The 26,678-nt window shown below is 70.2% G+C and carries 20 protein-coding genes; 9 read left to right on the top strand and 11 right to left on the bottom strand.

The genetic code is table 11. From position 1 onward, the window contains the following. Positions 1-133 precede the first annotated feature (133 nt). The 9 genes from ED208_RS13330 to ED208_RS17365 all read right to left on the bottom strand — a co-directional run bounded on the left by ED208_RS13330 (position 134) and on the right by ED208_RS17365 (position 14,805). Entirely contained in the window at positions 134-3,499 is a 3,366-nt protein-coding gene (locus ED208_RS13330; RefSeq protein WP_123212411.1) for a transglutaminase family protein, read from the bottom strand. Between the two features lie 75 nt (positions 3,500-3,574). Continuing rightward, a complete protein-coding gene (locus ED208_RS13325; RefSeq protein ID WP_123212410.1) occupies positions 3,575-5,308 on the bottom strand; it encodes a potassium/proton antiporter in 1,734 nt (577 codons plus the stop codon). 100 nt (positions 5,309-5,408) lie between these two features. After that, positions 5,409-6,104, bottom strand: a complete 696-nt coding sequence (locus ED208_RS13320) for a response regulator (protein WP_123212409.1) — start codon at positions 6,102-6,104, stop codon at positions 5,409-5,411. 16 nt (positions 6,105-6,120) lie between these two features. Further along, entirely contained in the window at positions 6,121-8,817 is a 2,697-nt protein-coding gene (locus ED208_RS13315) for a DUF4118 domain-containing protein (protein ID WP_233575069.1), read from the bottom strand. 4 nt (positions 8,818-8,821) lie between these two features. Beyond that, positions 8,822-10,141, bottom strand: a complete 1,320-nt coding sequence (locus tag ED208_RS13310) for a hemolysin family protein (RefSeq protein ID WP_199720620.1) — start codon at positions 10,139-10,141, stop codon at positions 8,822-8,824. A gap of 56 nt (positions 10,142-10,197) precedes the next feature. Beyond that, positions 10,198-10,773, bottom strand: coding sequence for a potassium-transporting ATPase subunit KdpC (kdpC, locus tag ED208_RS13305; protein WP_123212407.1), 576 nt, complete (start codon positions 10,771-10,773; stop codon positions 10,198-10,200). An 11-nt stretch (positions 10,774-10,784) separates the two neighbouring features. After that, positions 10,785-12,929: a potassium-transporting ATPase subunit KdpB gene (gene kdpB / locus ED208_RS13300; RefSeq protein ID WP_123212406.1), complete on the bottom strand. Its 2,145-nt coding sequence runs from the start codon at positions 12,927-12,929 to the stop codon at positions 10,785-10,787. 50 nt (positions 12,930-12,979) lie between these two features. Then, positions 12,980-14,683, bottom strand: a complete 1,704-nt coding sequence (kdpA, locus tag ED208_RS13295) for a potassium-transporting ATPase subunit KdpA (protein WP_123212405.1) — start codon at positions 14,681-14,683, stop codon at positions 12,980-12,982. Between the two features lie 29 nt (positions 14,684-14,712). After that, the gene (locus ED208_RS17365; protein WP_158608555.1) at positions 14,713-14,805 is read right to left on the bottom strand and encodes a potassium-transporting ATPase subunit F; all 93 of its coding nucleotides are present in this window, start codon (positions 14,803-14,805) and stop codon (positions 14,713-14,715) included. Positions 14,806-15,123: 318 nt separating this feature from the next. On the opposite strand from ED208_RS17365, the gene ED208_RS13285 reads away from it, so the two are divergent. The 4 genes from ED208_RS13285 to ED208_RS13270 are packed head-to-tail and all read left to right on the top strand — an operon-like array spanning position 15,124 to position 19,307. Beyond that, positions 15,124-15,912, top strand: coding sequence for a carbohydrate ABC transporter permease (locus ED208_RS13285; protein WP_158608554.1), 789 nt, complete (start codon positions 15,124-15,126; stop codon positions 15,910-15,912). Position 15,913: 1 nt separating this feature from the next. After that, positions 15,914-17,329 carry an ABC transporter substrate-binding protein gene (locus ED208_RS13280; RefSeq protein ID WP_158608553.1) on the top strand — a complete coding sequence of 472 codons (1,416 nt, stop codon included), beginning with the start codon at positions 15,914-15,916 and terminating at the stop codon, positions 17,327-17,329. Next, on the top strand, positions 17,329-18,435 hold the full coding sequence (locus ED208_RS13275) for an ABC transporter ATP-binding protein (protein WP_158608552.1): 1,107 nt from the start codon (positions 17,329-17,331) through the stop codon (positions 18,433-18,435). Before ED208_RS13280 ends, ED208_RS13275 begins: the two co-directional genes overlap by 1 nt. Then, on the top strand, positions 18,432-19,307 hold the full coding sequence (locus ED208_RS13270) for a carbohydrate ABC transporter permease (RefSeq protein WP_123212400.1): 876 nt from the start codon (positions 18,432-18,434) through the stop codon (positions 19,305-19,307). Before ED208_RS13275 ends, ED208_RS13270 begins: the two co-directional genes overlap by 4 nt. Positions 19,308-19,316: 9 nt before the next feature. On the opposite strand, the gene ED208_RS13265 is transcribed toward ED208_RS13270, so the two are convergent. Next, positions 19,317-19,940, bottom strand: coding sequence for a phosphoadenosine phosphosulfate reductase domain-containing protein (locus ED208_RS13265; protein ID WP_123212399.1), 624 nt, complete (start codon positions 19,938-19,940; stop codon positions 19,317-19,319). A 148-nt stretch (positions 19,941-20,088) separates the two neighbouring features. Here ED208_RS13265 and ED208_RS13260 point away from each other — a divergent pair, with 148 nt between their 5' ends. The 4 genes from ED208_RS13260 (at position 20,089) to ED208_RS13245 (ending at position 24,531) form a co-directional block, all read left to right on the top strand. Further along, the gene (locus tag ED208_RS13260) at positions 20,089-20,718 is read left to right on the top strand and encodes an RNA polymerase sigma factor (protein WP_123212398.1); all 630 of its coding nucleotides are present in this window, start codon (positions 20,089-20,091) and stop codon (positions 20,716-20,718) included. Between the two features lies 1 nt (position 20,719). Beyond that, entirely contained in the window at positions 20,720-21,265 is a 546-nt protein-coding gene (locus ED208_RS13255; RefSeq protein WP_123212397.1) for a hypothetical protein, read from the top strand. Between the two features lie 3 nt (positions 21,266-21,268). After that, positions 21,269-22,282, top strand: coding sequence for a PDZ domain-containing protein (locus ED208_RS13250; RefSeq protein WP_123212396.1), 1,014 nt, complete (start codon positions 21,269-21,271; stop codon positions 22,280-22,282). Between the two features lie 107 nt (positions 22,283-22,389). Then, positions 22,390-24,531 carry a dihydrolipoyl dehydrogenase family protein gene (locus ED208_RS13245; RefSeq protein ID WP_123212395.1) on the top strand — a complete coding sequence of 714 codons (2,142 nt, stop codon included), beginning with the start codon at positions 22,390-22,392 and terminating at the stop codon, positions 24,529-24,531. Positions 24,532-24,552: 21 nt separating this feature from the next. On the opposite strand, the gene ED208_RS13240 is transcribed toward ED208_RS13245, so the two are convergent. Then, complete coding sequence (locus ED208_RS13240; RefSeq protein WP_123212394.1) at positions 24,553-25,200, bottom strand: Panacea domain-containing protein; 648 nt, start codon at positions 25,198-25,200, stop codon at positions 24,553-24,555. A gap of 86 nt (positions 25,201-25,286) precedes the next feature. Here ED208_RS13240 and ED208_RS13235 point away from each other — a divergent pair, with 86 nt between their 5' ends. Further along, positions 25,287-26,645 (top strand): MATE family efflux transporter, encoded by a 1,359-nt coding sequence (locus tag ED208_RS13235; RefSeq protein ID WP_158608551.1) that lies wholly within the window; start codon positions 25,287-25,289, stop codon positions 26,643-26,645. The last annotated feature ends 33 nt before the right edge of the window (positions 26,646-26,678 follow it).

The raw sequence follows: 26,678 nt of genomic DNA, 5'->3' as shown, positions 1-26,678 counted from the left end.
AGTACTTCAAACTGGGAAATTCTGGCTGGGACTGGATTCCGGCTTCCGCCGGAATGACGACTTAAGCAGGGTTTCCCCAAGAAGGCCCGCGCGTCGGTAGGTTGCGCGGGCCGGTGCTGGTGCCGCCGCCGTCTCAGAGCCCAACGGGTCGCCGCAGATCCAGGGTCAGCGGGTAGTCGGCATTGGGTTTTTCCTCCGCCGGCCAGTAGTTGCCCGGCGTGTGGCCGAAGGGCGCGAAGCGCGCCAGTCGCCGCGATTCCGCCTCGTAGGAATTGACCGGGAAGCTGTCGTAGTTGCGGCCGGCCGGGTGCATGACGTGGTAGGTGCAGCCCGCCACCGCGCGTTTGCTCCAACTGTCGTAGAGATCGAACACCAGCGGCGTGTGCACGCCGATGGTCGGGTGCAGGCAGCTCGCCGGCTGCCAGGCGCGGTAGCGCAGGCCGGCGACGTATTCGCCCTGGGTGCCGGTCGGGGTCAGCGGCAGGCGCCGGCCACCGACGGTGAGCAAGTGCCGGCCCGGCGTCAGCCCGGTCACCTTCACCTGCAAGCGTTCCACCGAGCTATCGACATAACGCGCGGTGCCGCCGCCACCCGGCTCCTCGCCCAGCGTGTTCCAGCATTCCAGGGCGTGGCGCAGCTCGATCTCGACCTCCTCGTAGCGCACCGTGCCGTGGCTGGGGAAGCGGAACTCGAAATGCGGCGCGAACCAGGCATCCTCGAAGCCGAAGCCGGCGCGCCGCAGGTCGGCGAGCACGCTCTTGAGGTCGGCCCAGAGGAAGTGCGGCAGCAGGAAGCGGTCGTGCAGGCTGGTGCCCCAGCGCACCAGCTCGCCCTCGTAGGGCTGCTCCCAGAAATGCGCGATCAAGGCCCGCAGCAGCAGTTGCTGGGCGAGGTTCATGCGCAGGTGCGGCGGCATCTCGAAGCCGCGGAACTCGACCAGGCCGAGCCGGCCGGTGCTGCTGTCCGGCGAGTACAGCTTGTCGATGCAGATCTCGCTGCGGTGGGTGTTGCCGGTGAGGTCGGTGAGCAGGTGGCGGAGGATTCGGTCCACCAGCCACAGCGGCACCTGCGCGCCCTTCTTGGGCAGTTGCGCCAGCGCGATCTCCAGCTCGTAGAGATTGGCGTCGCGCGCCTCGTCGACGCGCGGATGCTGCGAGGTGGGGCCGATGAACAGGCCCGAGAAGAAGTAGCTGAGCGCCGGGTGGTTCTGCCAGTAGCGCACCAGGCTGCCGAGCATGTCCGGCCGGCGCAGGAAGGGCGAGTCGGCGGCGGTGGCGCCACCGACCACGATGTGGGCACCGCCGCCGGAGCCGACGCTGCGGCCATCGACCAGGAACTTCTCGGCCGTGAGCCGCGCCAGCCGTGCTTCCTCGTAGACGGTGTTGACGATGTGGTTGAGCTCGCGCCAGGAGCCGGCCGGCTGCACGTTGACCTCGATCACGCCCGGGTCGGGAGTGATCTTGAGCACTTCCAGGCGCGGGTCGTTGGGCGGCGGATAGCCCTCGATGCGCACCGGCAGTTGCAGCTCGGCGGCGGTGTCCTCGACCACCGCGATCAGCTCCAGATAGTCGTCGGCATTGGCGGTGGGCGGCATGAACACGTAGAGGTGATCGCCGCGCGGCTCCACCGCCATCGCGGTGCGTACCGTGCCTTCCAGGTACTCGCTCTCGCGCTTGGCCGCGAGCAGCTCGTCGGTGAGCAGGCGCTGCTTGCTGCGGCGCTGCTCCTGCTCCACCTGCGGCAGTTGCAGGAAGGGCTGGTTGAAGCGGCGCGGCAGGGCGTTGCGGATCGCGAAGGGATCGGCCTCGTGCAGGTAGGGGTAGTCCTGCGCCGGGATGTGCGGCAGCGACTCCAGCGGCAGGCGGAAGCCCACCGGCGAGTCGCCGGGCATCAGTTGCAGGCGGCCGGTGCGCGGCTTCCACTGCTCGCTGACCCAGGCGCGCGACTGCCAGCGCTGCACCGGCAGCACATAGCCGCGCGGGACATCCAGCCCGCGCTCGAACACCAGCGCCAGGCGCGCACGCTCCTCCTGGTCCTTGAGCTTCGAGTCGAGCGTGCTGACATTGGGCGGCAACTGCCGCTCTCGGTGCAGGTAGTAGAAGGCGTCTTCGTAGGCGGGCAGGGCGTTGTCGGGATTGACGCCGATGCGCGCGGCGATGCCGCGCATCAAGCGGCCGGCGCTCTTCACCCGGTCCGCGTGGGTCTTGCTGGTGTCGGCGGTCGGCGCCGGCATCTCGTAGGCCGCCACCGTGCCCTCGATCACCCCGGCGCGCAGGATCGGCTCCTGGTCCTTGCGCCAGTACATGGCATAGGCCCAGCGCGGCAGTTGCTCGCCGGGATACCACTTGCCCTGGCCGTGGGTGAGCAGGGCGCCGGGCGCGAACTTGTCGCGCAGCCGCAGCAGCAGATCATTGGCCAGCTTCTGCTTGGTCGGGCCGACGGCGGCGGTGTTCCATTCCGCCGCCTGGAAGTCGTCGATGCTGATGAAGGTGGGCTCGCCGCCCATGGTCAGGCGCACGTCGCCGGCATTGAGCCGGGCATCGACGAGATGGCCGAGTTGCTGGATGTCGCGCCACTGCGCCTCGGTGTAGGGCTTGGTGATGCGCGGCGTCTCGCGCAGCCGCGACACCGTCATCTCGTGGTGGAACTCGTCCTTGATCTTGCCGGCCGCGCTCATGGTGCCGGTGATCGGCGCCGCCGAGCTGGGTTCGGGCGTGGCGCAGAGCGGGATGTGGCCCTCGCCGGCGAACAGGCCGGAGGTCGGGTCCAGGCCGATCCAGCCGGCGCCCGGCAGGTAGACCTCGCACCAGGCGTGCAGGTCGGTGAAGTCCACCTCGGTGCCGCTGGGGCCGTCCAGCGACTTCAGGTCCGGGGTGAGCTGGATCAGATAGCCGGACACGAAGCGCGCCGCGTAGCCCAGGTGGCGCAGCAACTGCACCAGCAGCCAGGCCGAGTCGCGGCAGGAGCCGCTGGCCTTGGTCAGGGTTTCCTCCGGCGTCTGCACGCCCGGCTCCATGCGGATCAGATAGCCGATGTCGTGCTGCAGGCGGCTGTTGAGGGCGACCAGGAAGTCGACCATGCGCATCTTCTCGCGCGGGATCTGCGCCAGCAGTGCCGCGAACTTCGGTCCGCCCGCGTCCTTGCGCAGATAGGGCCGCAGGTCGTCCAGCAGCTCCGGCTTGTAGACGAAGGGATAGTGCTCGGCGTAGTCCTCGACGAAGAAGTCGAAGGGGTTGTAGACCGCGAGATCGGCGACGCAATCGACGGTCACCTTGAATTCGCGCACGGTTTCCGGAAACACCACCCGCGCCAGCCAGTTGCCGAAGGCGTCCTGCTGCCAGTTGAGGAAGTGCGGATCGGGGTCGATCTTCAGCGCATAGCTCAGCACCGGCGTGCGCGAATGCGGTGCCGGCCGCAGGCGGATCACCTGCGGCGACAGGGTGACCGGCTTGTCGTAGCGGTAGTGGGTGACGTGGTGGATCGCGGCGTGGATGGACATGGCGGTCTGGTGGGTGAACGTCTACGGCTCCGGCGCCGATTGTGAGGCAAGAACCGAACCGGGCTGGCCCTCGGGCTAGTGCTCCTCGGGTTCCGCCTTCGGCAGCCGCAGGCCGACTTCGGCGATGCGGCCTTCCTCCAGCCGCCGCACGGTCAGCTCGACCCCGGCCAGCCGCACCCGGTCGCCTTCCACCGGCTGCGGCAGCAGGCGGCGCAGGGTCTGTTTGAGCGTTTCCTGCTCGACGCCGGCCGGCGGCTGGGCGCCGTAGGCCTGCAAGACCTCGGCGGTGCCGGCCTCCGGCGAGAGGTGGAACAGGCCCAGGTAGGCGTCGCGCAGCTTCAGATCGGCGCTCTTGGCGCGCTCGAACAGAGCGTCCAGGGCGGGCAGTTCCTCCGGCCGGGCCAGCAGCGAGATGCGGTCACCGGCGTTCAGCCGGCCCCATTGCGCGTAGGGCAGCAGACGGCCATCGCGGATCACGCAGACCACCCGCGAGGCGTCCGGCAGGCCCAGTTGCTTGACCGTGCGGCCCACCGGCTGGCTGCCCTTGGCGACGCGGTAGCTCAAGATCTCCCAGCCGCTCTGGCCGGGCAGGTCGAACTCCGCCCGATGCACGCGGGTGCGTACCTGCGGCATCAGCAGGTTCAACTGCCGCGCCGCCCAGGCCACGGTCGAGCCCTGCAAGAGCAGCGACATCAGCACCAGGAAGAACGCCACGTCGAAGATCACTCGCGCCGCCGGTAGCTCCGCCAGCAGCGGATAGGTGGCGAGCACGATCGGCACGCCGCCACGCAGGCCGACCCAGGCGATGAAGGCCTGCTCGCGCCAGGGGAAGCGCAGCGGCCACAGGCACAGCGCCACCGCCAGCGGCCGGGCCAGGAAGATCAGCGCCGCGCCCACGCCCAGCGCCGGCCAGAGCAGGGCCGGCAGCTCGTGCGGCGTCGCCAACAGGCCGAGGATCAGGAACAGGCCCACCTGCGCCATCCAGGCGATGCCGTCGTGAAAGCGCAGCACGTCGCGCATCGCCGGTGGCCGCTGGCGCGCCAGGGTGATGCCGGCCAGATAGGTGGCGAGAAAGCCGCTGGCCTCGACGCTGGCCGCCAGGCCGAAGATCAGCAGGGCGCCGAAGAAGGCCAGCAGCGGATAGAGCGGGTCGGGCAGACGCAGGCGGCCCAGCGTCCAGCTCAGCAGCCGGCCGCCGCCCCAGCCGATCAGCGCGCCGCCGCCCAGCTGCACCACGAAGAACATCAGGGCATGGCTGGCGCTCATGCCGCCCTCGGCGGACAGCGCCTCGACCAGGCCGATGGTCAGCAGCACCGCCATCGGATCGTTGGCGCCGGACTCGATCTCCAGCACCGAGCGCAGGCGGTGGTTGAGGCCGACCCGCTGCGAATGCAGGGTGCCGAACACCGCCGCCGCGTCGGTGGAGCTGACCACCGCGCCGAGCAGGAAGGCCTCCATCCAGCTCAGCGGCAGCAGCCAGTGCGCCACCAGCGCGACCACGCCGGCGGTCAGCAGTACGCCGACGGTGGCGAGCAGGCCGGCCGGCTTCAGGCCGATGCGAAAGTCGCCGCTGTCGGTCTTCAGTCCACCGTCGAACAGGATCACCGCCAGCGCCATCGAGCCGGCGAAGTTGGCGAACCAGAAGTTGCTGAAATGGATGCCGCCCGGCCCGTCCTCCCCGGCGAGCATGCCCACCACCAGGAACACGAACAGGATCGGCACCCCCAGGCGCGGCGCGACGATGGTGGCGACGATTCCCAGGGCTCCCAGAAAGCCGATGGCGAGGATCAGGGCGTTGATGGTGTCCATGCACTGAGCCTATAGGGGCGCTGGTGGGCAATACCAGCGAACGGTGCCGATTTATCTGGATTTGCCGCCATCCGTACGCGAATGCGCGGCCAGCAGGCCCTCAAGCCGGCGCCAGCAAGCGATAGCCCACCCCGGCTTCGGTGAGCAGCCAGTGCGGTGTCTCGGCGGGGTCGCCGAGTTTCTGGCGCAGTTGCCGCACGTAGACGCGCAGGTACTGGGCGTCGGCCTCGCCGCCCTCGGGCCAGAGCTGCTCCAGCAGGTAGCGGTGGGTGAGCACCTTGCCGGCGTGACGGGCCAGCAGTTCCAGCAGGCGGTATTCCTTGGGCGAGAGGTGCAGCGGCTCGCCGCGCAGGCTCACCTGCCGGCGCAGCACGTCCACCACCAGGCCGTCGTGCTCGTAGCGCGGGGCCTCGCCGCCGCTGCGCAGGCGGTGGCGCAGGGCGACGCGCAGGCGCGCCATCAGTTCCTCGGCGCCGAAGGGCTTGGTCACGTAGTCGTCGGCGCCCAGGTCCAGGGCTGCGACCTTGGCGGCCTCGCTGTCGCGGGCGGAGAGCACCAGTACCGGGACCTCGCTCTCGCTGCGCAGCTCGCGCAGCAGCTCCAGGCCGTCGCGGTCGGGCAGGCCGAGATCGAGGATCAGGACATCGGGCTTTTCGCCGCGCGCCAGCGTCAGGCCGGCGTGGGCGGTGGCGGCTTCCAGTACCTCGTAGCCGTTGGCGGCGAGAGTGGCGCGCAGAAAGCGGCGGATCGCCGGCTCGTCCTCGACGATCAGCGCCAGCCGGCTCGGGGCGCTCATGCCGCCAGCGCTCGGCTCATGGGCCGATCACTTCCTCGGCGCCGCGTTCGACGATCAGCCGCGAGGGGAAGTCCACCTCGAACACCGCGCCGCCGTCGTCGCGGTTGCGGGCGCGTACTTCGGCGCCCATCGCCTGCGCGAAGCCACGGCTGATCGCCAGGCCCAGGCCGGTGCCGGCGCGGTTGCGGTCGCCCTGACGCACGCGGTGGAACAGGTCAAAGATCTTGCCCAGCTCGTCCTCGGGGATGCCCGGCCCACGGTCGCGCACCTGCAGGCTGATGCTGAAGCGGTGCTGCTCGGCCACCAGCTCGATCTCGCTGCCCTCCGGCGTGTACTTGGCGGCGTTGTCGAGCAGGTTGCTGAGCACGTGTTCGAGCAGGGACGGGTCCAGGCGCAGGGGCGGCAGGCTGTCCGGCACCTTCACGCTCAGCCGGTGGCGGGCCAGCGCCGACTGCATCTGCCGCAGCACCTCGCGCACCGCCTCGGCGAGCCGCACCGGCTCGGTACGCGGGGTCAGCGCGCCGGCATCCAGCCGGGTGAGGTCGAGCAGATTGCCGACGAAGCGCGCCAGCCGCCGGGTTTCCTCCTCGGCGTCGGCGAGCAGGCCTTCGCGCTCGCCGGGCGGCATCTGCTCGCCGTAGGCGCGCACGCTGGAGAGCGCGCCGAGGATGCCGGCCAGCGGCGTGCGCAGGTCGTGGCTGACGGCGGTGAGCATCGCCGAACGCAGGCGCTCGGTCTCGGCCTGGGTCTTGGCCTGATCGACATCCTTGGCCAGGCGCACGCGCTCGACGCCGATGGCAGCGAGGTCGCAGATCGACTCCAGCAGCCGCCGCTGCGGCGGCGCCAGCACGAAGTCCGCGTCGTCGCCGCTGACGCCGGCCACCGCCACCACGCCGTTGGGAGTGCGGACCGGCACGAACAGCCGGCGCGCGCCGTGCAGGGTGTCGGAGCCGCGCCCGGTCACCTGGTTTTTCTCATAGGCCCATTGCGCGGCGGCGATATCGGCCTCGTTGAGGCTGGCGCCGCTGGGGGCGGCGGCACTGAGCCGGAGCTGGCCGCGTTCGTCGGGCGTCAGCAGCACCGCCTGCACGCGCAGCAGGTTGCGCAGTTGCAGGGCGGTATTGCCGAGCAGTTCGTCGAGCTTGCGCAGGCCGGCCATGCGCCGCGCGAAGGCCAGCAGCGAGGCGGTGGCGTCGGCCTGCTCTCGCGCCAGCAGGGTCTGCTCGCGCAGGCGCACGGTAAGCCGGCTGGCGATCACCGCGATGGCGCCGAAGAAGCCCAGGGCCACCACGTTCTCCGGCGTTGCCACGTGGAAGGTGAACACCGGCTCGGTGAAGCTGAAGTTGTAGGCCAGGGTCGACAGGAAGGCGGTGATCAGCGCCGGCGTCAGGCCGTAGCGGGTGGCGGTGAGCAGGATCACCGGCAGGTAGGCCAGCGAGATGTTGGGGATGTCGATCAGCTGATCGACGAAGTAGCCGACCACGGTCACCGCCAGCAGCGCGCTGAGGCTGTAGGCGTAGGCGCGGCGCGGCCCCAGCTCGAAAGGCAGCGGGATCAGCGGCTCCGGTGGCGGTTGCTCGTCGCGCTCGGTCAGTACCTGCACGGTGAGTCCACTGGCCTCGCGCACCAGCTTGTCCACCACCGAGCCGTGCCGCCATTCAAACCAGCGCGAGCGCCGCGACTTGGCGACCATCAACTGGGTGAAGTTGTGCTCCCGCGCGTAGGCGAGCAGGTCGGCGGCGAGGTCGAAGCGGCCGGGCAGGATGCGCGTCTCGGCGCCCAGCTCCTCGGCAAGACGCAGGGTGGCGGCGACCCGGTCGCGGGCCTTCTCGCCGAGCCGGCGGCTGCGCTCGGTTTCCAGGTAGAGCACGGTCCAGGGTGCGTTGTAGCGGTCGGCCAGCCGGCGGCCGGCGCGTACCAGCGATTCCGAGAATGGCGACTCGCTGATGCACACCAGCACGTTCTCGCCAGCGGCCCAGATGTCGCGCACGCCCTGGCGCAGGCGGTGCTGCTGGAGCTGATCCTCGACCCGTTCGGCGGTGCGGCGCAGCGACAGCTCGCGCAGGGCGGTGAGGTTGGCGGGCGTGAAGTAGCCGGCCAGCGCCCGCTCGCCGGCGTCACCGGCGTAGACCTTGCCCTCGCGCAGACGCTCGATCAGCGCCGCCGGGGTGAGGTCCATCAGCTCGATCTCGTCGGCGGCGTCGAGCACCGCGTCGGGCACCGTCTCACGCACCCGCACGCGGGTGATCTGCGCCACCACGTCGTTGAGGCTCTCGATGTGCTGCACGTTGAGCGCGGTGTAGACGTCGATGCCGGCATCGAGCAGCTCCTCGACATCCTGCCAGCGCTTGGGGTGGCGCGAGCCCGGCGCATTGCTGTGCGCGAGTTCATCGACCAGCGCGAGCTGCGGCCGGCGACGCAGCATGGCGTCGAGGTCGAACTCCTCCAGCACCCGGCCCTGGTAGGCCTGCTGGCGTCGCGGCAGCAGTTCCAGACCCTCGGTCAGCGCCTGGGTTTCCCGGCGGCCGTGGGTCTCCACCACGCCCACCACCACGTCGATGCCGTCGGCCTGCTTCTTGCGGCCGGCGCTGAGCATCTCGTAGGTCTTGCCGACGCCCGGGGCCATGCCCAGGAAGATCTTCAGCTTGCCGCGCGATTCCTTCTGGGCTTCGGCCAGCAGGGCATCGGGATCGGGGCGCGGGACTTCGCTCACGGGCTCACACCGGGTGGATGCGGACCCGCTCGACGCGCGGTCCGTTGGCGGCCTGCACCTCAAACCGCCAGCGTTCGGCGCGCACCTGATCGCCGGCGCGGGGGATCTGGTCGAGCTTGGCCATCAGCCAGCCGCTGAGGGTGTTGTAGTCCTCGCTGCCGTCCAGGCTCTGGCCGAGCGCGCGCTCGATGCGGAACAAGGCGGTATCGCCGCGCGCCAGCAGGCTGCCGTCGCGCAGCCGCTGGATGCGCCGCCGCACCTGGCTGCTGCGCTCGCGCTCGTGCTCGTCGACGATCTCGCCGAGCATCGCCTCGATGATGTCTTCCAGGGTGAGGAAGCCCAGTACCTTGCCGAAGCCGTCATCGACCACCGCGAAATGCGAGGCGCCCTGGCGGAACTCGCGCAGCAGGGGCAGCACCGGATCGTCCTCGTGGACACGGATCAGCTCGTTGGCCTCCTCGCGCAGGCGCCGCGAGTAGCCGTCGCTGGCGCCGATCAGCAGCACGTCCTTGATATGCACCACGGCAATCGGTTCGCCTGCGGCGTCGAGCAGTGGATAGCGGCTGTAGCGGTGCTGAAGAAAAGTGCGGCGCAGGTCGAGATGCTCGTCGTCGGCGGCGAGCGCCACCACCTCGCGCCAGGGCCGCATCAGATCGCCGACGGTCAGCTCCGGCAGTTCCAGCGCGTGCGACAGCCAGTGGTTGACTTCACTGTGCGGGCCGTCGGCGGCGGCGCGGTTCATGTGCAGGATCATCCGCAGCTCATCCTGCGAGTAGCTGTCGTGGCCGTGGCCGGTGGTGGCGAGGCCAAACCAGCGCAGCACCCGGTTGGCGCTGGCGTTGAGTACCCAGATGAACGGATACATGCCCCAGTAGAACAGGAACAGCGGCAGCGCCGTCCACAGCGAGGTGGCTTCCGGCCGGCGCAGCGCCATGCTCTTCGGCGCCAGCTCGCCGATGACGATGTGCAGGTAGGAGATGAGTGAGAAGGCGGCCAGGAAGGCGACGGTGTGCACCGTCTCCGGATCGGTGACGCCGACGCTGGCGAGCAGCGGCTCCAGCAGGCTGGCGAAGGCGGGTTCGCCGACCCAGCCCAGCCCCAGCGAGGACAGCGTGATGCCGAGCTGGCAGGCCGACAGGTAGGCGTCGAGATTGCGGTGCACCCGCGCCAGCATCTGGCCGCGCAGGCCATTGGATTCGCGCAGCTCCGCGACCCGGGTTCCGCGCAGCTTGACGATGGCGAATTCGGCCGCGACGAAAAAGCCGTTGAGGACGACCAGGAACAGTGCGAACAGCAGCAACAGCGAATTTCCCAGAACGTCCATCACCGATCACAGCCGGCACCAAGATCGGTGCCGGCACAGTATAGGTCGGCGCTCCCTCAGGGTTCTTGTGCAAGCGCGTCGAGCGCCAGATTGAGCACCAGGACATGCACCGTCGGCTCGCCCCAGAGTCCGAGCAGGCGCGGCTCGGTCTGGCGGTCGATCAGTTGGTCTAGCTTGGCGGCGTCGAGGCCGCGCGCCGCCGCGATGCGCGGAACCTGGAAGCGCGCCGCCGCTGGCGAGATCTGCGGATCCAGCCCGGAGCCGGAGGCGTAGACCAGATCGGCGGGAATGGCGGCGCCCGGGTTCTCGGCCTTCAGCGCCGCCACCGTCGCGGCGATGCGCTCCTGCAAGGCCTTGCTGGTGGGCCCCAGGTTGGAGCCGGAGGAGGCGCTGGCGTCGTTGCCCTGGGCGCCGGCGGCGGAAGGGCGGCCGTGGAAGTAGCCGGGCTGGCTGAAGTTCTGGCCGATCAGCCAGGAGCCGATCACCCGCCCGTCATGGCTGGCGAGACTGCCGGCGGCCTGGCTGGGGAAGATCAGTTGCGCCAGGCCGGTGACGGCGAGCGGGTAGGCGAGGCCGCAGAGCAGGCTGAACAGGACCAGGAGGCTGATCGCGGGGCGTAGGTGTTCGCGCATGGGAGTAATCCTCAAACCAGACCGACGAGGTTGACCAGGAGGTCGATGAGCTTGATGCCGATGAAGGGCGCCACCAGCCCTCCAAGCCCGTAGACCAGCAGGTTGCGGCGCAGCAGGCCGGCGGCCGGGCCCGGGCGGTAGGCGACGCCGCGCAGCGCCAGCGGGATCAGCGCGACGATGATGAGCGCGTTGAAGATGATCGCCGACAGGATCGCCGACTGCGGCGAACGCAGGCCCATCAGGTTGAGCGCGTTCAACTGCGGATAGATGGCGACGAACAGCGCCGGGATGATCGCGAAATACTTGGCGACATCGTTGGCGATGCTGAAGGTGGTCAGCGCGCCACGGGTCATCAGCATCTGCTTGCCGATGCCCACCACCTCGATCAGCTTGGTCGGGTCGGAATCGAGATCGACCATGTTGCCGGCCTCGCGCGCCGCCTGGGTGCCGGTCTGCATGGCCACACCGACATCGGCCTGCGCCAGCGCCGGCGCATCGTTGGTGCCGTCGCCGCACATTGCCACCAGCTTGCCCTTGGCCTGCTCCTCGCGGATCAGCTTGAGTTTGGCCTCGGGCGTGGCCTGGGCGAGAAAGTCATCGACGCCGGCCTCGGCGGCTATGGCGGCGGCGGTCATGGCGTTGTCGCCGGTAATCATCACCGTGCGGATGCCCATCTGCCGCAGCTCGGCAAAGCGCTCGCGGATGCCGCCCTTGACGATGTCCTTGAGCTGCACCAGGCCGAGCACCCGGCCGTCGCGTACCACCGCCAGCGGCGTGCCGCCGCTCTTGGCGATCTTCTCGGTTTCCGCCAGCAGTTCGGGCGGCACGCTCTGGCCGGCGAGCCGCACCTGCTCGACCACCGCGTCCACCGCGCCCTTGCGGATCACCTGGCCGTCGATGTCGACGCCGGACATGCGGGTCTGGGCGCTGAAGGCGATGAAATTGGCGTGAGCGCTCGCCATGTCGCGACCGCGCAGGCCGTAGCGCTCCTTGGCCAGCACGACGATGCTGCGGCCTTCCGGCGTCTCGTCGGAAAGGCTGGACAACTGTGCCGCCTCGGCCAGTTCCTCGGCCTCGACGCCGGGCATGGCGATGAAGGCGACCGCCTGGCGATTGCCGAGGGTGATGGTGCCGGTCTTGTCGAGCAGCAGGGTATCGACATCGCCGGCTGCCTCCACTGCGCGGCCCGACATCGCCAGCACGTTGAAGTTGACCAGGCGGTTCATGCCGGCGATGCCGATCGCCGACAGCAGGGCGCCGATGGTGGTGGGGATCAGAGTCACGAACAGGGCGATCAGCACGATCAGCGAGATCGGGCCACCCGCGTGCGACGCTGACACGGTGCCTTCGCGCAGCGAAGTGGGTGCGGGAAGCGTCGCGGATGCCGACCCCAGCGCACTTGCCAATGACGCTGAACCGGCGGAGGCATAGGCCGCGAAAGCCGGAATCGTGGCGACCGCCAGCACGAAGATCAGCGACATGCCGGCCAGCAGCACGTTGAGCGCCAGCTCGTTGGGGGTCTTCTGGCGGGCGGCGCCTTCAACCAGGGCGATCATGCGGTCGAGAAAGCTGGAACCGGCGGCGGCGCTGATGCGGATCACCAGGCTGTCGGAGAGCACGCGGGTGCCGCCAGTGACGGCGCTGCGGTCGCCGCCGGACTCGCGCACCACCGGCGCCGATTCGCCGGTGATGGCGGACTCGTCCACGGTGGCGACGCCGGTGACGATGCTGCCGTCGCCGGGAATCACCTCACCGGCATCGACGCGCACGTAGTCGCCGACCTTGAGCTGGGTGGCCGGGACCTCGGTTGTCGTCACCGCTTCCGGGCTGGCCAGGCGTTTGGCGACGGTCAGCGAGCGGGTCTTGCGCAGCGAGTCGGCCTGCGCCTTGCCGCGGCCCTCGGCAATCGCCTCGGCGAAGTTGGCGAACAGCACCGTGAACCACAGCCAGGCCACTACCTGGCCTGAGAAGGCCAGGGCCGGTGCGCCGGTGCTGGCGTCGCGCAGCAGCAGCGCGGTGGCGAGCGCGGCGACCAGGGCGGTGATGAAGATCACCGGATTCTTCGCCAGCGAAGCCGGGTTGAGCTTGCGGAAGGAATCGACGATGGCGGGGGCCAGCAGCCGCCGGTCGAACAGGGATTGTTTCTGCGCTTTCATAGGGAGTCTCCGTAGGGTGGGCTTCAGCCCACCGGCTGCGCGGATTCGATTCAGTAGTTCTGGCCGGCGTGCAGTGCCAGCTGCTCGACAATCGGCCCCAGCGCCAGCGCCGGGAAGTAGGTGAGGCCGCCGACGATCAGCAGCACGCCGATCAGCAGGCCGACGAACAAGCCGCCGTGGGTGGGGAAGGTGCCGGCCGAAGGGGCAACCGCCGGTTTCGCCGCCAGCGAGCCGGCCACCGCCAGCAGCGGCACGATCATCGCGAAGCGGCCGACCAGCATGGTGATGCCCAGCAAGGTATTCCACAGCGGCGCGTTGGCGCTGAGGCCGGCGAAGGCGGAGCCGTTGTTGCCGGCGGCGCTGCTGAAGGCGTAGAGGATCTCGCTGAAGCCGTGCGGGCCGGCGTTCGCGAGCCCCTTGAGCATTTCTGGCGAGACGCTGGCGTAGGCGCTGAAGCCGAGCAGCACCAGCGGCAGGCAGAGCACCGCCAGCATGGTCAGCTTCAGCTCCCGCGCCTCGATCTTCTTGCCCAGGTATTCCGGCGTGCGGCCGACCATCAGGCCGGCGATGAACACCGCCAGGATGGCGTAGACGATCATCCCGTAGAGGCCGGCGCCAACGCCGCCGAAGATCGCTTCGCCGAGCTGGATGTTGAGCATCTGCACCAGCCCACCGAGCGGCGTGTAGCTGTCGTGCATGGCATTGACCGAGCCGTTGGAAGCGGCGGTGGTGGCCGCGCTCCAGATCACCGACTGGGCGACGCCGAAACGGGTCTCCTTGCCCTCCAGGTTCGGACCCTCGACGCCCAGCGCCGCGACCGCCGGGTTGCCCTGCGACTCGCTCCAGTAGCTGATGCCGATGCCGGCGGCGAGCAGGATGGCCATGGCGCCGAACAGCGCCCAGCCCTGGCGCTCGTCCTTCACCATGCGCCCGAAGGTGTTGGTGAGCGCGGCGGCGATCAGGATCAGGTACAGCGATTCCAGGAAGTTGGAGAGCGCGTTGGGGTTTTCGAACGGGTGCGCGGAATTGACGTTGAAGAAGCCGCCGCCGTTGGAGCCGAGCTGCTTGATCGCGACCTGCGAGGCCACCGGCCCCTGGGCGATGAGCTGCTGGGCGCCCTCCAGCGTGGTTGCCTCGGTGTAGTGGGCGAAGTTCTGCGGCATGCCCAGCGCCACCAGCGCCAGGGCGCTGAGGATGGCGAGCGGCAGCAGCACGTAGAGCGTGGCGCGAGTGAGGTCCACCCAGAAGTTGCCCAGGCTGTCGCTCTTGCGGCGCACGAAGCCGCGCACCACGGCCAGTGCCACGGCGATGCCGGTCGCGGCGGAAACGAAGTTCTGGGTGGTCAGGCCCAGCATCTGGCTCAGGTAGGAGAGGGTGCTCTCGCCGCCGTAGGACTGCCAGTTGGTGTTGGTGACGAAAGAGATGGCGGTGTTGAACGCCAGATGCGGCGACACGCCCGGCAGGCCCTGCGGATTCAGCGGCAGCCCGCCCTGAAGGCGCAGCAGCGTGTACAAAAACAGGAAGCCCAGCAGGTTGAACAGCAGCATCGCCGCCGTGTAGCCGAGCCAGCCCTGTTCGCGCCGGGCATCGACGCCGGTCACGCGGTAGATGCCGCGCTCCAGCGGTCCGAGGGCCGGTGAGAGCAGGGTCTTTTCGCCCTCGAAGACGCGGTACAGGAAGCCGCCCAGCGGCCGCGTCAGCAGCAGCAGGGCGAGGAAGTAGGCAAGGATCTGCAGCCAGCCATTGATGGTCATGATGGTCTCGCGTCGAAGGCCTGCGGCCCTCAGAATTTTTCCGGCTTGATGAGCGCGTAGCCCAGATAGGCCAGCAGGACGGCGACGGTGAGGCCGCCGAGGACGAGGTCGAGTGTCGGCATGGGTATCAGCTCCGGTGGCAGTAGCGGGCGTAGGCCAGCATCGCCAGAAAGCCGGCGAGGCCGAGGCCCAGGAAGATCAGGTCGTCCATAAAAAAGCTCCTGGCCGCGACGGCGGCCTTGCCAGAGGCATGACATTAGGCTCCCCCTCCCGATAAAGGGTCGAGAGGGGGGCGGGCGACGAGGCATAAAAAAGCCATAAAGACCGGCGCCCGGCGCGACCGGTCGTTTGGTCAAGCCTATGTGTAGCGGATGTGCAGATTGAGCTAGCGCGGTTGCTACACTCGACGCATGGTTCGGGTTCGGTGGGGTTTTCGGTGGATGTGGTCGGCGCTGGCGGGCTCGGTTCTGCTGGCGCCATTCCTGTGGATGCTGATCGGCAGTCTGCGCACGCCGGGCGCGGCGATCCCGGTGTCGCCGCTGGCCTGGCCGCAGGCGCCGGGCCTGGAGGCCTACCGGCGGGTGTTCGAATGGGTGCCGATGGCCAGCGGCCTGGTCAATTCGGTGGCGCTGACCCTGGCTGGTGTTGTGCTCAGCGTGCTCTGTGCCTCGTTCACCGGCTTTGCCATGACCCGGCTCAGCCCCGAGCGCCAGTTGCGCGCGGTGGCCCTGCTGGTGGTGGCGGCGAGCATCCCGCTGACCGCGATCTGGGTGCCGCGCTTCGTGTTGTTCGAGTGGCTCGGCCTGTCGCGCAGCGTGCTGCCGCTGCTGGCCCCCGCGCTGTATGGCGCCAGCCCGCTGTTCGTGCTGCTCTATTTCGTGGCGATGCGCCGGCTCGGTAGCGAGCAGTTCGACGCCGCCCGGCTCGATGGCCTGAGCCTGCCGGCGCAGTGGTGGCGCATCGCCCTGCCGCAGCTGCGGCCGACCACGGTGGCGGTGGCCACGCTGGCCGCGATGCAGTTCTGGGGCGGCTTTCTGGAGCCGCTGCTGTATCTGGAACGCGAGCGCGAGCTGACCGCGCCGCTGCTGCTGCACGCGCTGGACCTGCTCGGCCCCACCCAATGGGCGGTGCTGATGGCCGGCGCTGCCCTGCTGACCCTGCCGGTGCTGCTGGCGTTCCTCGCCTCGCAGGGCCTGTTCCGCAGTCTCGATCATCGACCGGAGAACTAACGTGTCCGCCTCCTGCCTTTCCCGCGCCGCGCTGGCCCTGTTGCTGCCGCTGAGCCTCGCGGCCTGCGGTCGCGGCGGCTCCTCCGGCGCTGAGACCGCTGCGCCCGCCGCCACCGGCAAGGCCACCGTGGTCAAGCTCCAGGTGTTCGGCGACACCGCCGAGCTGAAGAGCTACCGCGAGCTGATCGGCGCCTATGAAGCGGCGCATCCCGGCGAGAAGGTCGAACTGCTGCCGGTGGGCAAGCAGGCCGACCACATGGCCAAGCTGTCCACCGCCTTCGCGGCCGGCAACCCGCCGGATCTGTTCATCCTCAACTTCCGCCGCTTCGGCCAGTTCGCTGCGAAGGACGTGCTGCTGCCGCTGGGCCCGGCGATGAGCGCCAGCGGCCAGTTCAAGGAGGAGGAGTTCTACGCGCCGGCGGTGGAGGCCTTCCGCTACCGCGAGCAGTTGATGTGCCTGCCGCAGAACGTCTCCAGCCTGGTGATCTACTACAACCGCGCGCTGTTCAAGCAGTACGGGGTGCCCGAGCCGCAGCCGGGCTGGACCTACTTCAAGGATTTGATCCCCGCCGCGCGTCTGCTCACCCGCGATCTCGATGGCGACAAGCGCAACGACATCCACGGCGTCGGGCTCGATCCGCTGCTGATCCGGCTGGCGCCCTTCATCTGGGGCATGGGCGGCGAACTGGTCGATGACCTCCAGGCGCCCAGCACGCTCACCCTCGACCGTGGTCCGGCGCTGCTCGGGCTCAACGCGGTGAAGCTGCTGATCAGCCGCTACCGGGTGACGCCCCGGCTGATCGAATACCAGGCCGAGAACAACGACGCCCGCTTCGCCCGGGGCGCGCTCGGCATGCTGTTCCAGAGCCGCCGCTACACCGCCACCCTGCGCGAGCTGGAAGGGCAGGGCAAGGGCCTGGACTGGGATGTCGCGCCGCTGCCGCGTCTCCAGCAGGAAGTGGGTGTGCTGCATGCCGATGCCTACTGCATGGCGCGCGCCTCCCGCCAGCCGCAGGCGGCGCAGCGGTTCGTCGCCTACGCCTTGTCGGAGGCCGGGCAGAGCATCCTCGCCAAGAGCGGCCGCACTGTGCCCTCGCGCAAGACCGTCGCGCACTCGCCGGCTTTCCTCGACCCCACGCAGAAGCCGGCGCATGCCCAGGTCTTCCTCGACGCCATCCCGACCCTGCGGCGCACGCCCAATGTCGCGGTCTGGCACGAGATCGAGAGCAAGGCCGACGTGCTGCTGGAGGAATGGTTCTACGAGCCGCCGCTGCCCGGCGAGTCCGATCTGGAAGGCGCCGACACGGTGCTGGTGGCGCGGCAGATCCGCGACGCCACCCGGCCGTTGCTGGCCGAGGATCTGGCCCGCGAGCAGGCGCGCAAGGCGCCGCCGCCGGCGGCCGGGGGCGCGCCCTGATGCTGGAGTTGCACGACCTCGGCGTCGCACTCGACGGCCGCCCGGTACTGCGCGGCTTGACGCTGAGCGTCGCGGCCGGCGAGCGGGTGGTGATCGCCGGACCCTCCGGCTCCGGCAAGTCGACGCTGCTGCGCGCGATCGCCGGCCTCAGCCCGGTGCAGTCGGGCGAGATCCGCCTCGACGGCCGGCCGGTGCAGGCCCTGCCGCCCGGGCAGCGCGACGTGGCGATGATGTTCCAGAGCTATGCGCTGTTCCCACACCTGAGCGTGCTGGAAAACCTCTGCTTCGGCCTGCGCGCGCGCGGCATGGCGCGCCGCGATGCCGAGGACCGCGCCCGTGCCGCCGCCCACACGCTCGATCTGACGCCGCTGTTGGCGCGCCGTCCGCGCGAACTGTCCGGGGGCGAGCGCCAGCGCGTCGCCCTCACCCGCGCCCTGCTGCGCGAGCCCAAGGCGCTGCTGCTCGATGAGCCCTTGTCCAGCCTCGATACCCAGCTGCGGGTGCGCGCCCGCGCCGAGATCCTCAAGGCCCATGCCGGTAGTCGCGCGGCGATGTTGCTGGTCACCCACGATCAATCGGAGGCGATGGCCCTGGCCGACCGCCTGGGCGTGCTGCACGAGGGGCGCCTGCTGCAGCTGGCGCCGCCGCGCACCGTCTACGCCGAGCCGGCCAATCTGTTCGTGGCGCGCTTCCTCGGTCAGCCGGCGATGAACACCCTGGAGGTGCAGCTGGCGCTGGACGGCGGCCTCTGGTGGGGAGATCAGCAGCTCAGCCGCCGCCTGAGCCCGGCCCCCGCCGCCGCCGGCCGGCGGCTGGTGCTGGGACTGCGGCCCGAGCACCTGAGCCTGCCCGGTTCGCGCTGGGCGCAGGACGACCCGCAGCAGGCGACGCTGCAGGCGACCGTGGAGCAGGTCGAACCGCTGGGCGAGCAGCAGATCGTCTGGCTGCAGGCCGGCGGCCAGCGGCTGGCGGCGCGCGCCGAGCCGGAATTGCGGGTGGGGCGGGGCGTGAGCCTGCCGCTGCGACTGGCGCTCGGGCGCGCCAGCTGGTTCGACCCTGATAGCGGCGAGGCGCTGTCGCCGGTCCGCCACGCCGGTCCGGCATGAATCGCCTGCGCGCCTTCCTGCACCACTGGCACTGGACGCTGCCGGGCCTGCTACTGCTGGCGCTGCTGCTGGGCCTGCCGGCGCTGATGGCGCTGCCGCTGGCGTTCAGCGACTTCGACGGCCTGCACCCGCCGCGCGCGGTCGGCCTGGGCAATCTGGCCAAGGCCTGGAACGATCCGCTGTTCTGGACCGCGCTCGGCAACTCGCTGACGGTGGCGGCCTGGTCGGTGCCGCTGCGGCTGCTGCTGGCGCTGGGCCTGGCGTTGCTGCTGCACCGGCCGCGACGCGGCGTCGGTCTGCTGCGCGCCGCCGCACTGGCGCCCAGCCTGACCCCGGACATCGCCTGGGCGCTGCTCTGGCTGTGGATCCTCAACCCGCTCTACGGCCCCTTCGCCTGGCTGCTGGGCGCCTTCGGCATCGCCCCGGACATCTGGCTCACCGATGCCGTCGCCGCCCGCCGGGTGCTGGCGCTGATCGGGCTCTGGCTGCTCGGCGAACTGGTGGTGGTGCTGATCGCCGCCCGCAAGGAGATCCCCGCCGAGCTGTACGACCTGAGCGCCGTGGAGGGCGCCAGCGCCTTCACCGTGTTCCGGCGGCTGACCCTGCCGATGCTGCTGCCGGTGCTGCTGCTGCTGGCCTGCCGTGACGCCGCGCTGTCGTTCCAGACCAGCTTCACCCCGGCGCTGATCATCACCAAGGGCGGGCCGCAGTTCGGCACCCTGCTGCTGCCGCTCTACGTCTACCAGAACGGCTTCGAGTATCTGCGCTTCGGCTACGCCGCCGCGCTCGCCCTGGCGATGTTCGCGGTGACCCTGCTGATGATCGCCGTGCAGCTGTTCTGGCTGCGCCGCTGGACCCGGCTGGGCGGCTGAACGCCGGACTCAGACTGCGGTGTGCAGACCGCACTCCCGGTGGCCCTCGATCTTGGTCGGATCGTAGTAGTCGAAGTTGTTGGGCAGGCCGTGCTGCTGCAGGTACTCGTACATCTGCTTGCTGGACCAGTGCAGCAGCGGCGTCACCTTCAGCAGACCGTTGCGCCCGAGCGACACCGGCTGCATGGCGGCACGCTCGGCGGTGCTCTCGGCGCGCAGGGCGGTGAGCCAGACCTCGGGCTGGAGTTCGCGTACCGCACGCTCGAACGGCTCCAGCTTCACCTCCTGGGTGAAGCGCGCCAGGCGCTCGGGCTCGTCGAGACCGGGCGGCGCGCCCTCCACCGCCTCGCGGTGGGCTCTGGAACGGCGCGGCTGGTAGACCACCAGATTCAGCTTCAGGCGCTCGACGATCTCGTCGGCGACCCGGTAGGTCGCGGGCGTGGCATAGCCGGCGTCGATCCACAGCACCGGAGTCTCGGGCCGGCGCTGGCTGACCATGTGCAGCAGCACCGCCGCATAGGGCGCGAAATTGCTGGTGGTGACCACCCGCTTGCCCAGGCCCAGGGCCCAGTCGAGCAGGCCGTCGGTGTCCTTGCCGAGCTCGGCGTTGACGCGGTCCAGATCAAGGTTCATTCGGCAACTCCGCTGCGCGCACCGGGCGTGGTGCTCAAGGATGGGCATCGCCGGCCAAATATAAAGGGCCGGTAAATGTCGGCGGTGCCGGCGGCGGCCGGACTTACAAGGGGCGCGACCCTTCTCAGCCGCCGCGCATCTACCCGATATGGACAAGGATTCCAAAGCCGCCACCGGTTTCGCCCAGCCCCTGGAGGCCGAGTGGCTGGACCGCGCCAGGGCCGGTGACCGCGCCGCCCAGGCCCTGATCTACCGCCGCTACGAGCGCGCGGTCTACACCCTGCTGCGGCGCATGGTGGACTGTGCCGACACCGCCGCCGACCTGTTGCAGGACAGCTTTCTCGACGCCTATGCGCGCATCCACCAGTTTCGTGGCGAGTCGCCGTTCGGCTACTGGCTGCGGGCGGTGGCGGCGAGCCGGGCGCTGATGCACCTGCGCGGCCAGCGTCGCTTTCTGGAGCTGTTCGCGCCGGAGGCGGAGGTCGAGCGGGTGCCCAGCTTCGACGTGCACCAGCTCGACCTCGAACGGGCGCTGGCGGTGCTGCCGCCGCTGCCGCGCGCGGTGCTCTGGCTCTACCACGTCGAGGGCTATACCCATGCCGAGATCGCTGCCATGAACGGCAAGACCGAGAGCTTCTCGAAGTCGCAACTGGCCCGCGCGCATCAGAAACTGCGCGAACTGCTGGGCGTCGGCGAGCCGTCCCCGGCGACCCGTGCCACGCCGCACACCCCGGCTTCCCCGCCGCCGGCCGCCATGGCGGTCGCCACCGAGTATTGAGATGAACGATCTGTCCCGCTCCCTGCGCGAACTGCCCGAGCTGAGCCCGCCGGCCGGCGGTTGGGCGCGGCTGAGTCAGCGCCTGGACGCCCGCCAGGGCCGCCGCCGTCGGGCGCGCTGGGCCGGCGGCCTGGCACTGGCGGCCTCGCTGCTGCTGGCGCTGCCGCAACTGCCGCTGCTGCGTCCCTCCGCCAGCGACCCGGCGCCGAGCCGCGCCCCCGCGCGCAGCGCGGTGGTGGCGAGTCTGATGCAGCAATCGCAGGCGCTGGAGCAAGAGCTGGCCACGCTGAAATCGGAAACTGGCGTCTGGAACGGCGCCCTGGCCAGCAATGCCGCCAGCCTGCAGCGTGATGTCGCCCTGCTCGACCTCCAGCTCAGCGATCTCGCTTTCGAGCCGCAGGCCGACCAGGCCGCTGCCCAGACGCTCTGGCGGCACCGGGTGCGCCTGCTCGAGCAACTGGTGTCGGCGCACGCGGCGCCGACACTGACCACCACCACCGCCGGCCTGGGCAGCGATGCCAGCGAGGCCGAAGTTCTGGAGCTTTGAATCATGAGAATCGTCCGTTTGCTGCCCCCGCTGTTGCTGGCCTTGAGCCTGGCCGTGCCGGCGCAGGCCAAGAAGCCCGAGCCGGAAGCCGGCGTTTCGCCCGAACAGCGGGCGCAACTGCAGCAGGCCGAACAGAACCTGCGCGCCGCCCGTGAGCAGTTGCTGAAATCGGCGCGCGAGCTGGCGCGGCTCCAGGGCCAGTTCGGTCAGGACACGCCGTTTTCCCAGGCCATGGGCCTGCTGGCGGACCCCAGGCGTGCCACGCTGGGTGTCAGCATCGCTCCCGGTCCGCTGGAAAAAGGGCGGCAGCGGGGTGTGCTGGTCACCGCAGTCACTCCCGGTTCCGGCGCCGAGAAAGCCGGCATCCAGAGCGGCGACCTGATCCTGAGCGCCAACGGTCAATCGCTGGAACTCGCCGAGGACGCCCGTCCCGGCCCCGGGCTCACCCTGCGCCAGACGCTGCGCGAACTGGAGCCGGGGGCCACGGTGTCGCTGGCGGTGGAGCGGGGTGGCAAGCGCAAGACGGTTTCGGTGATGGCCCAGCGTCAGGATGCGCCCTCCGCCCCGGACTTCGACATCGAGCGCTTCGGCCCTCGCGGTGACCTGCTGCTCCCGAGAATGCCGGGCGAACCGGGCGCGTTGCCGCCGCCGCCAGGGCCTCGGTTCGGACGCCTGATGGCCGGCCCGCTCGGCGGTCCTGGCTTCCAATTGGCGCGCCTTGACGAGGATCTCGCCGGCTACTTCAAGACCCGCGAGGGCGTGCTGGTGGTGAAGGCGCCACCGGTCATCGAGGGAGCGCCCGCGCTCAAGAGCGGCGACGTGATCCAGAGCATCAACGGCCAGCCGGTGCGTAGTCCGGTGGATCTCCTGGACCAGTTCTTCAACCTGGAGCCCAAGGCCCAGCTCAGCCTGGTGGTCGTCCGCCAGGGCGCGACGCTCAGCCTGCAAGGCCAGCTTCCGGAGCCACCCATGCCGGGGCCGCGTCCGCACGAGGGCAAGCGGCCGCACGAGGAGTAGAACGTCTGGACGCCGGAGCATGATCGCCGGCGTTCGCGGCGCATCCGGGTGGAGCAACAGGCCGTAAGCTGGCAGCCGGCCTCCCTCCCAGCCCTTGAGATCGCGCCATGCGCAAGCTGCTCTTGCTGCTCCTAGTCGCCGCCGTTCTCAGCCTGGCGCTGCACTTCGACCTCGGCCGGTATCTGAGCCTCGACGCGTTGAAAGCCCAGCGCGGCGCCCTGGAAGCCCTGCAACAGGCGCGGCCACTGGCGTTCACCCTCGGCTTCTTCGCGGTCTATGTTCTGGTCACCGCGCTGAGCTTCCCCGGCGCGGCGGTGCTGACCCTGGCGGCCGGTGCGCTGTTCGGCCTGGGCTGGGGCAGCCTGCTGGTGAGTTTCGCCAGCACCGCCGGCGCGACCCTGGCCTTTCTCGCCGCCCGCTACCTGCTGCGCGACAGCCTGCAGACGCGCTACGGCGAGCGGCTGAAGGCGATTAATGCCGGCGTGGCCCGCGAAGGGGCGTTTTATCTGTTCACCCTGCGGCTGGTTCCGGTGTTCCCGTTCTTCCTGGTCAATCTGGTGATGGGGCTGACGCCGATCCGCACCTGGACCTATGTCTGGGTCAGCCAGCTCGGCATGCTGCTGGGCACCGCCGCCTATGTGAACGCCGGCACCGAGCTGTCGCAGCTCAGCAGCCTGCGCGGCATCCTCTCGCCCGGCCTGATCGGCGCCTTCGCGCTGCTCGGCCTGCTGCCGCTGCTGGCGCGCCGGCTGATCGAGGCGCTGAAGGCGCGCCAGGCCTATCGCGGCTACCGGCGGCCACGGCGCTACGACCGCAATCTGATCGTGATCGGCGCCGGTGCCGCCGGCCTGGTCAGCAGCTACATCGCCGCCGCCGTGCGCGCCAAGGTGACGCTGATCGAAAAAGGCGAGATGGGCGGCGATTGCCTGAACACCGGCTGCGTGCCCAGCAAGGCCCTGATCCGCGCCGCCAGGAGCGCCAGCGAGGCCCGTCGCGCGGCCGATTTCGGTGTGCAGCTCGCGGCGCCGACGGTGGATTTTCCGGCGCTGATGGCACGCGTGCGCCGGACCGTGGCGGAGATCGCGCCGCACGATTCGGTGGCGCGCTACCAGGGCCTGGGCGTCGACTGCCGGCAGGCCAGCGCCCGGCTGGTCGATCCCTGGACGGTGGAGCTCGATAGCGGCGAGCGCCTCACCGCGCCCAACATCGTGCTCGCCACCGGCGCCGCGCCGTTCGTGCCGCCCATCCCTGGCCTGGCCGAGGCCGGCTATCTCAGCTCCGACACGCTCTGGAATATTCAGGCGCTGCCAGCTCGCTTGCTGGTACTGGGCGGCGGACCAATCGGCTGCGAGCTGGCGCAGGCCTTTGCCCGTCTCGGCTCACAGGTGACCCAGGTGGAAATGCTGCCGCGCCTGCTGATCCGCGAAGACCCGGAAGTCTCGGCGCTGGTGCAGGCGCGCTTCGCCGCCGAAGGCATCGACCTGCGGCTGGCTACCCGCGCCAAGGAAGTGGTCGTCGAGGACGGCGAGAAGCTGCTGATCTGCGAGCGCGAAGGCCGTGAAGAGCGCATCGGCTTCGACCAGATTCTGGTCGCGGTCGGCCGCGCCGCGCGCCTGGACGGCACCGGCCTGCGCGAGCTGGGCCTGCGCCTGGGCAAGACCATCGAGGTCGACGACTACGGCCGCACCAGCTTCCCCAACATCTACGCCTGCGGCGACGCCAGCGGGCCTTACCAGTTCACCCACACCGCCGCCCACACCGCCTGGTACGCGGCGGTCAATGCACTGTTCGGGCCGCTGCTGTGGTTGCGCGGCGGGCGCTTCCGCATCGACTACTCGGTGCTGCCCTGGGTGACTTTCACCGCGCCGGAAGTGGCGCGGGTCGGCCTCAACGAAACCGAGGCGCGCGAGCAGGGCATCGCCTACGAGGTCGCGCGCTACGGCCTCGACGATCTCGACCGCGCCATCGCCGACGGCGAGGCCGAGGGCTGGGTGAAGGTGCTGACCGTGCCCGGCAAGGACCGCATCCTCGGCGCCACCGTGGTCGGCGCCCACGCCGGCGAACTGCTCGCCGAGTTCACCCTGGCGATGCGCCACGGCCTGGGCATGAACAAGCTGCTCGGCACCATCCACGTTTACCCGACCTGGTCGGAGGCGGCGAAGTACAGCGCCGGCGTCTGGAAGCAGGCGCACAAGCCCGAAGGTCTGCTCAAGCTGGTGGCGCGCTACCACGACTGGCGGCGCGGCTAGGGCCCGAGCCGCGCAGCGGTTTCAGGGCGCGCGCAGCTTCTTCACCGCCGCCAGGCTGAGGGTCTCCTCGGGCCGCGCATGGCGGGCCATCACCGTTGGCGCCAGACCGTCGGCGCTGGCCTGGTCGCGGTTCTCCTGGATGGTCAGCTCGCGGAACCAGCGGCGGATCAGCGAATTGGCGATCGGCAGCGCCCGACCGTCGGCGGCCAGCGGCTGGCTGGCGACGCTGTGCAGCTGGCCATCGACGCGGTCGGGGTGGTTCCAGGTTTCGTCCCAGGGGCCGCCGGCGCTGCGCACGAACACGCCGAGGTCGTAGGCGCTGAAGCGGCCGAAACGGCTCCAGACCAGATCCACGGTGCTCAGCGCCGGCTCCTGCGGGTCGAGCACCGGCGCCAGCTCGTCGAGCAGACCGGCGGCGGTAGGCCGGACTTCGGTCAGCAACTGCGGCACCGGTCGGCTGCCGTGCAGGCCCAGGCGGGTGATGCTGGCGATGCTGATGCCGTCGCGGTCGGCATGCACGGTCTCGTCGAGCAGCGGCAGGTTGACCAGGGCCAGACGCAGACCGTGGGCGAAATAGCACAGGCACTGCAATTGCCCGCCGGTGAGCGACAACCGCGCCTGCTGGGCGCGTTCGAACAGGTGGTTGGCGACGGCGAGGGCGGAGTGCATGCCGGGCGGCGACGGAAGCGGGACGGATCAAGACTATAGCCCCGGCGGCGGCCGATAGAATGCGCGCCCTTTGCCGGAGCCCAGCCGTGCTGCCGTCCCCCGCCGTCCGCGCCGAAATGCGCGCCAATCTCAAGCTCGCCCTGCCGCTGATCGCCGCGCAGCTGGCCGGCGTGGGCATGGGCGCCACCGACACGGTGATGGCCGGCCGCCTCGGCGCCCGCGAGCTGGCGGCGGTGGCGGTGAGCACCAATCTCAACGTCGTGCCCTTCGTGCTGTTCATGGGCCTGTTCATGGCCGCCTCGGCGATTGCCTCGCAGCGTCGCGGCGCCGGCGGCGACCCGGAATCGCTGGGCCGCTTCGGCCGCAGCCTGCTGCGGCTGGCACTGCTGGTGGCGCTGTTCTGGTTCGGCCTGGTGCAGTTGCTGGCGGCGCCATTGCTACAGCGGCTGGGCCTGGATCCGCAGACCACCGCGCTGGCCATCGCCTATCTGCGCACCTATGCCGGCTCGGCGTTCGGGCTCTGCCTGTTCTTCGCGCTGCGCTTCCTGGCCGAGGGCCAGGAGGCCTCGCGGCCGGTGATGCTGGCCGGTCTGGCGGGCCTGATCGCCAATGCGCTGCTGAACTGGCTGCTGATCTACGGCGCCGGGCCGATCCCGGCGCTGGGCGTGGTCGGTTCCGGCATCGCCACCACCCTGGCCTGTCTGGTGATGGCCGCGACCCTGGCCTGGCTCTACGGCCGCGATGCCCGGCTGCGGCCCTTGCGGCTGTTCGCCGGCCGGGGCGGCGAGCCCGGCGCCCGCCGCGAGCTGCTGCGGCTGGGGCTGCCGATTGGCGCCATCCTGCTTGCCGAGGCCGGGCTGTTCGTGGCGGTGTCGGTGCTGATGGCGCGCATCGGCGAGCAGACCATCGCCGCCTACCAGGTGGCGATCAACTTCGCCTCGGTGACCTTCATGATCCCGATGGGCATCGGCTTTGCCACCACCGTGCGGGTCGGCTATTTCCAGGGCGCTGGCGATGCCGTCGCGGCGCGCCTGGCCGGCTACACCGGCATGGTGCTGGGCGTGGGCAATGCCGCCTTCAATGCCAGCCTGATGTGGCTGGCCGGCGGCCTGATCGCCGCCGCCTACAGCCGCGATCCGGCGATTGCCGCCCAGGCCGCCGGCTTCCTGGCCCTGGCCGGCGCCTTCCAGTTCTTCGACGGCCTGCAGGTCACCGCCAACGGCGCCCTGCGCGGCCTCAAGGACACCCGTATCCCCATGCTGATCACGCTCGCCGCCTACTGGCTGCTGGGGCTGCCGGTGGCCTGGGGCCTAGCCTTCGGGCTCGGCCTGGGTGCCGACGGCCTCTGGTGGGGGCTGACCGCCGGCCTGGGCGCGGCGGCGTTGGGACTGAGCCTGCGCTTCCGCCGCCACAGTCGCGCGCCGACGGCCGTTCTTCCGCAGTAGCCCGACGCTGATCGGCCGCCGCCGCTGCGGGCT

The sequence above is a fragment of the Stagnimonas aquatica genome (assembly GCF_003730135.1).
Classification (GTDB): domain Bacteria; phylum Pseudomonadota; class Gammaproteobacteria; order Nevskiales; family Nevskiaceae; genus Stagnimonas; species Stagnimonas aquatica.
This window is presented reverse-complemented; position numbering and strand designations above follow the sequence as displayed.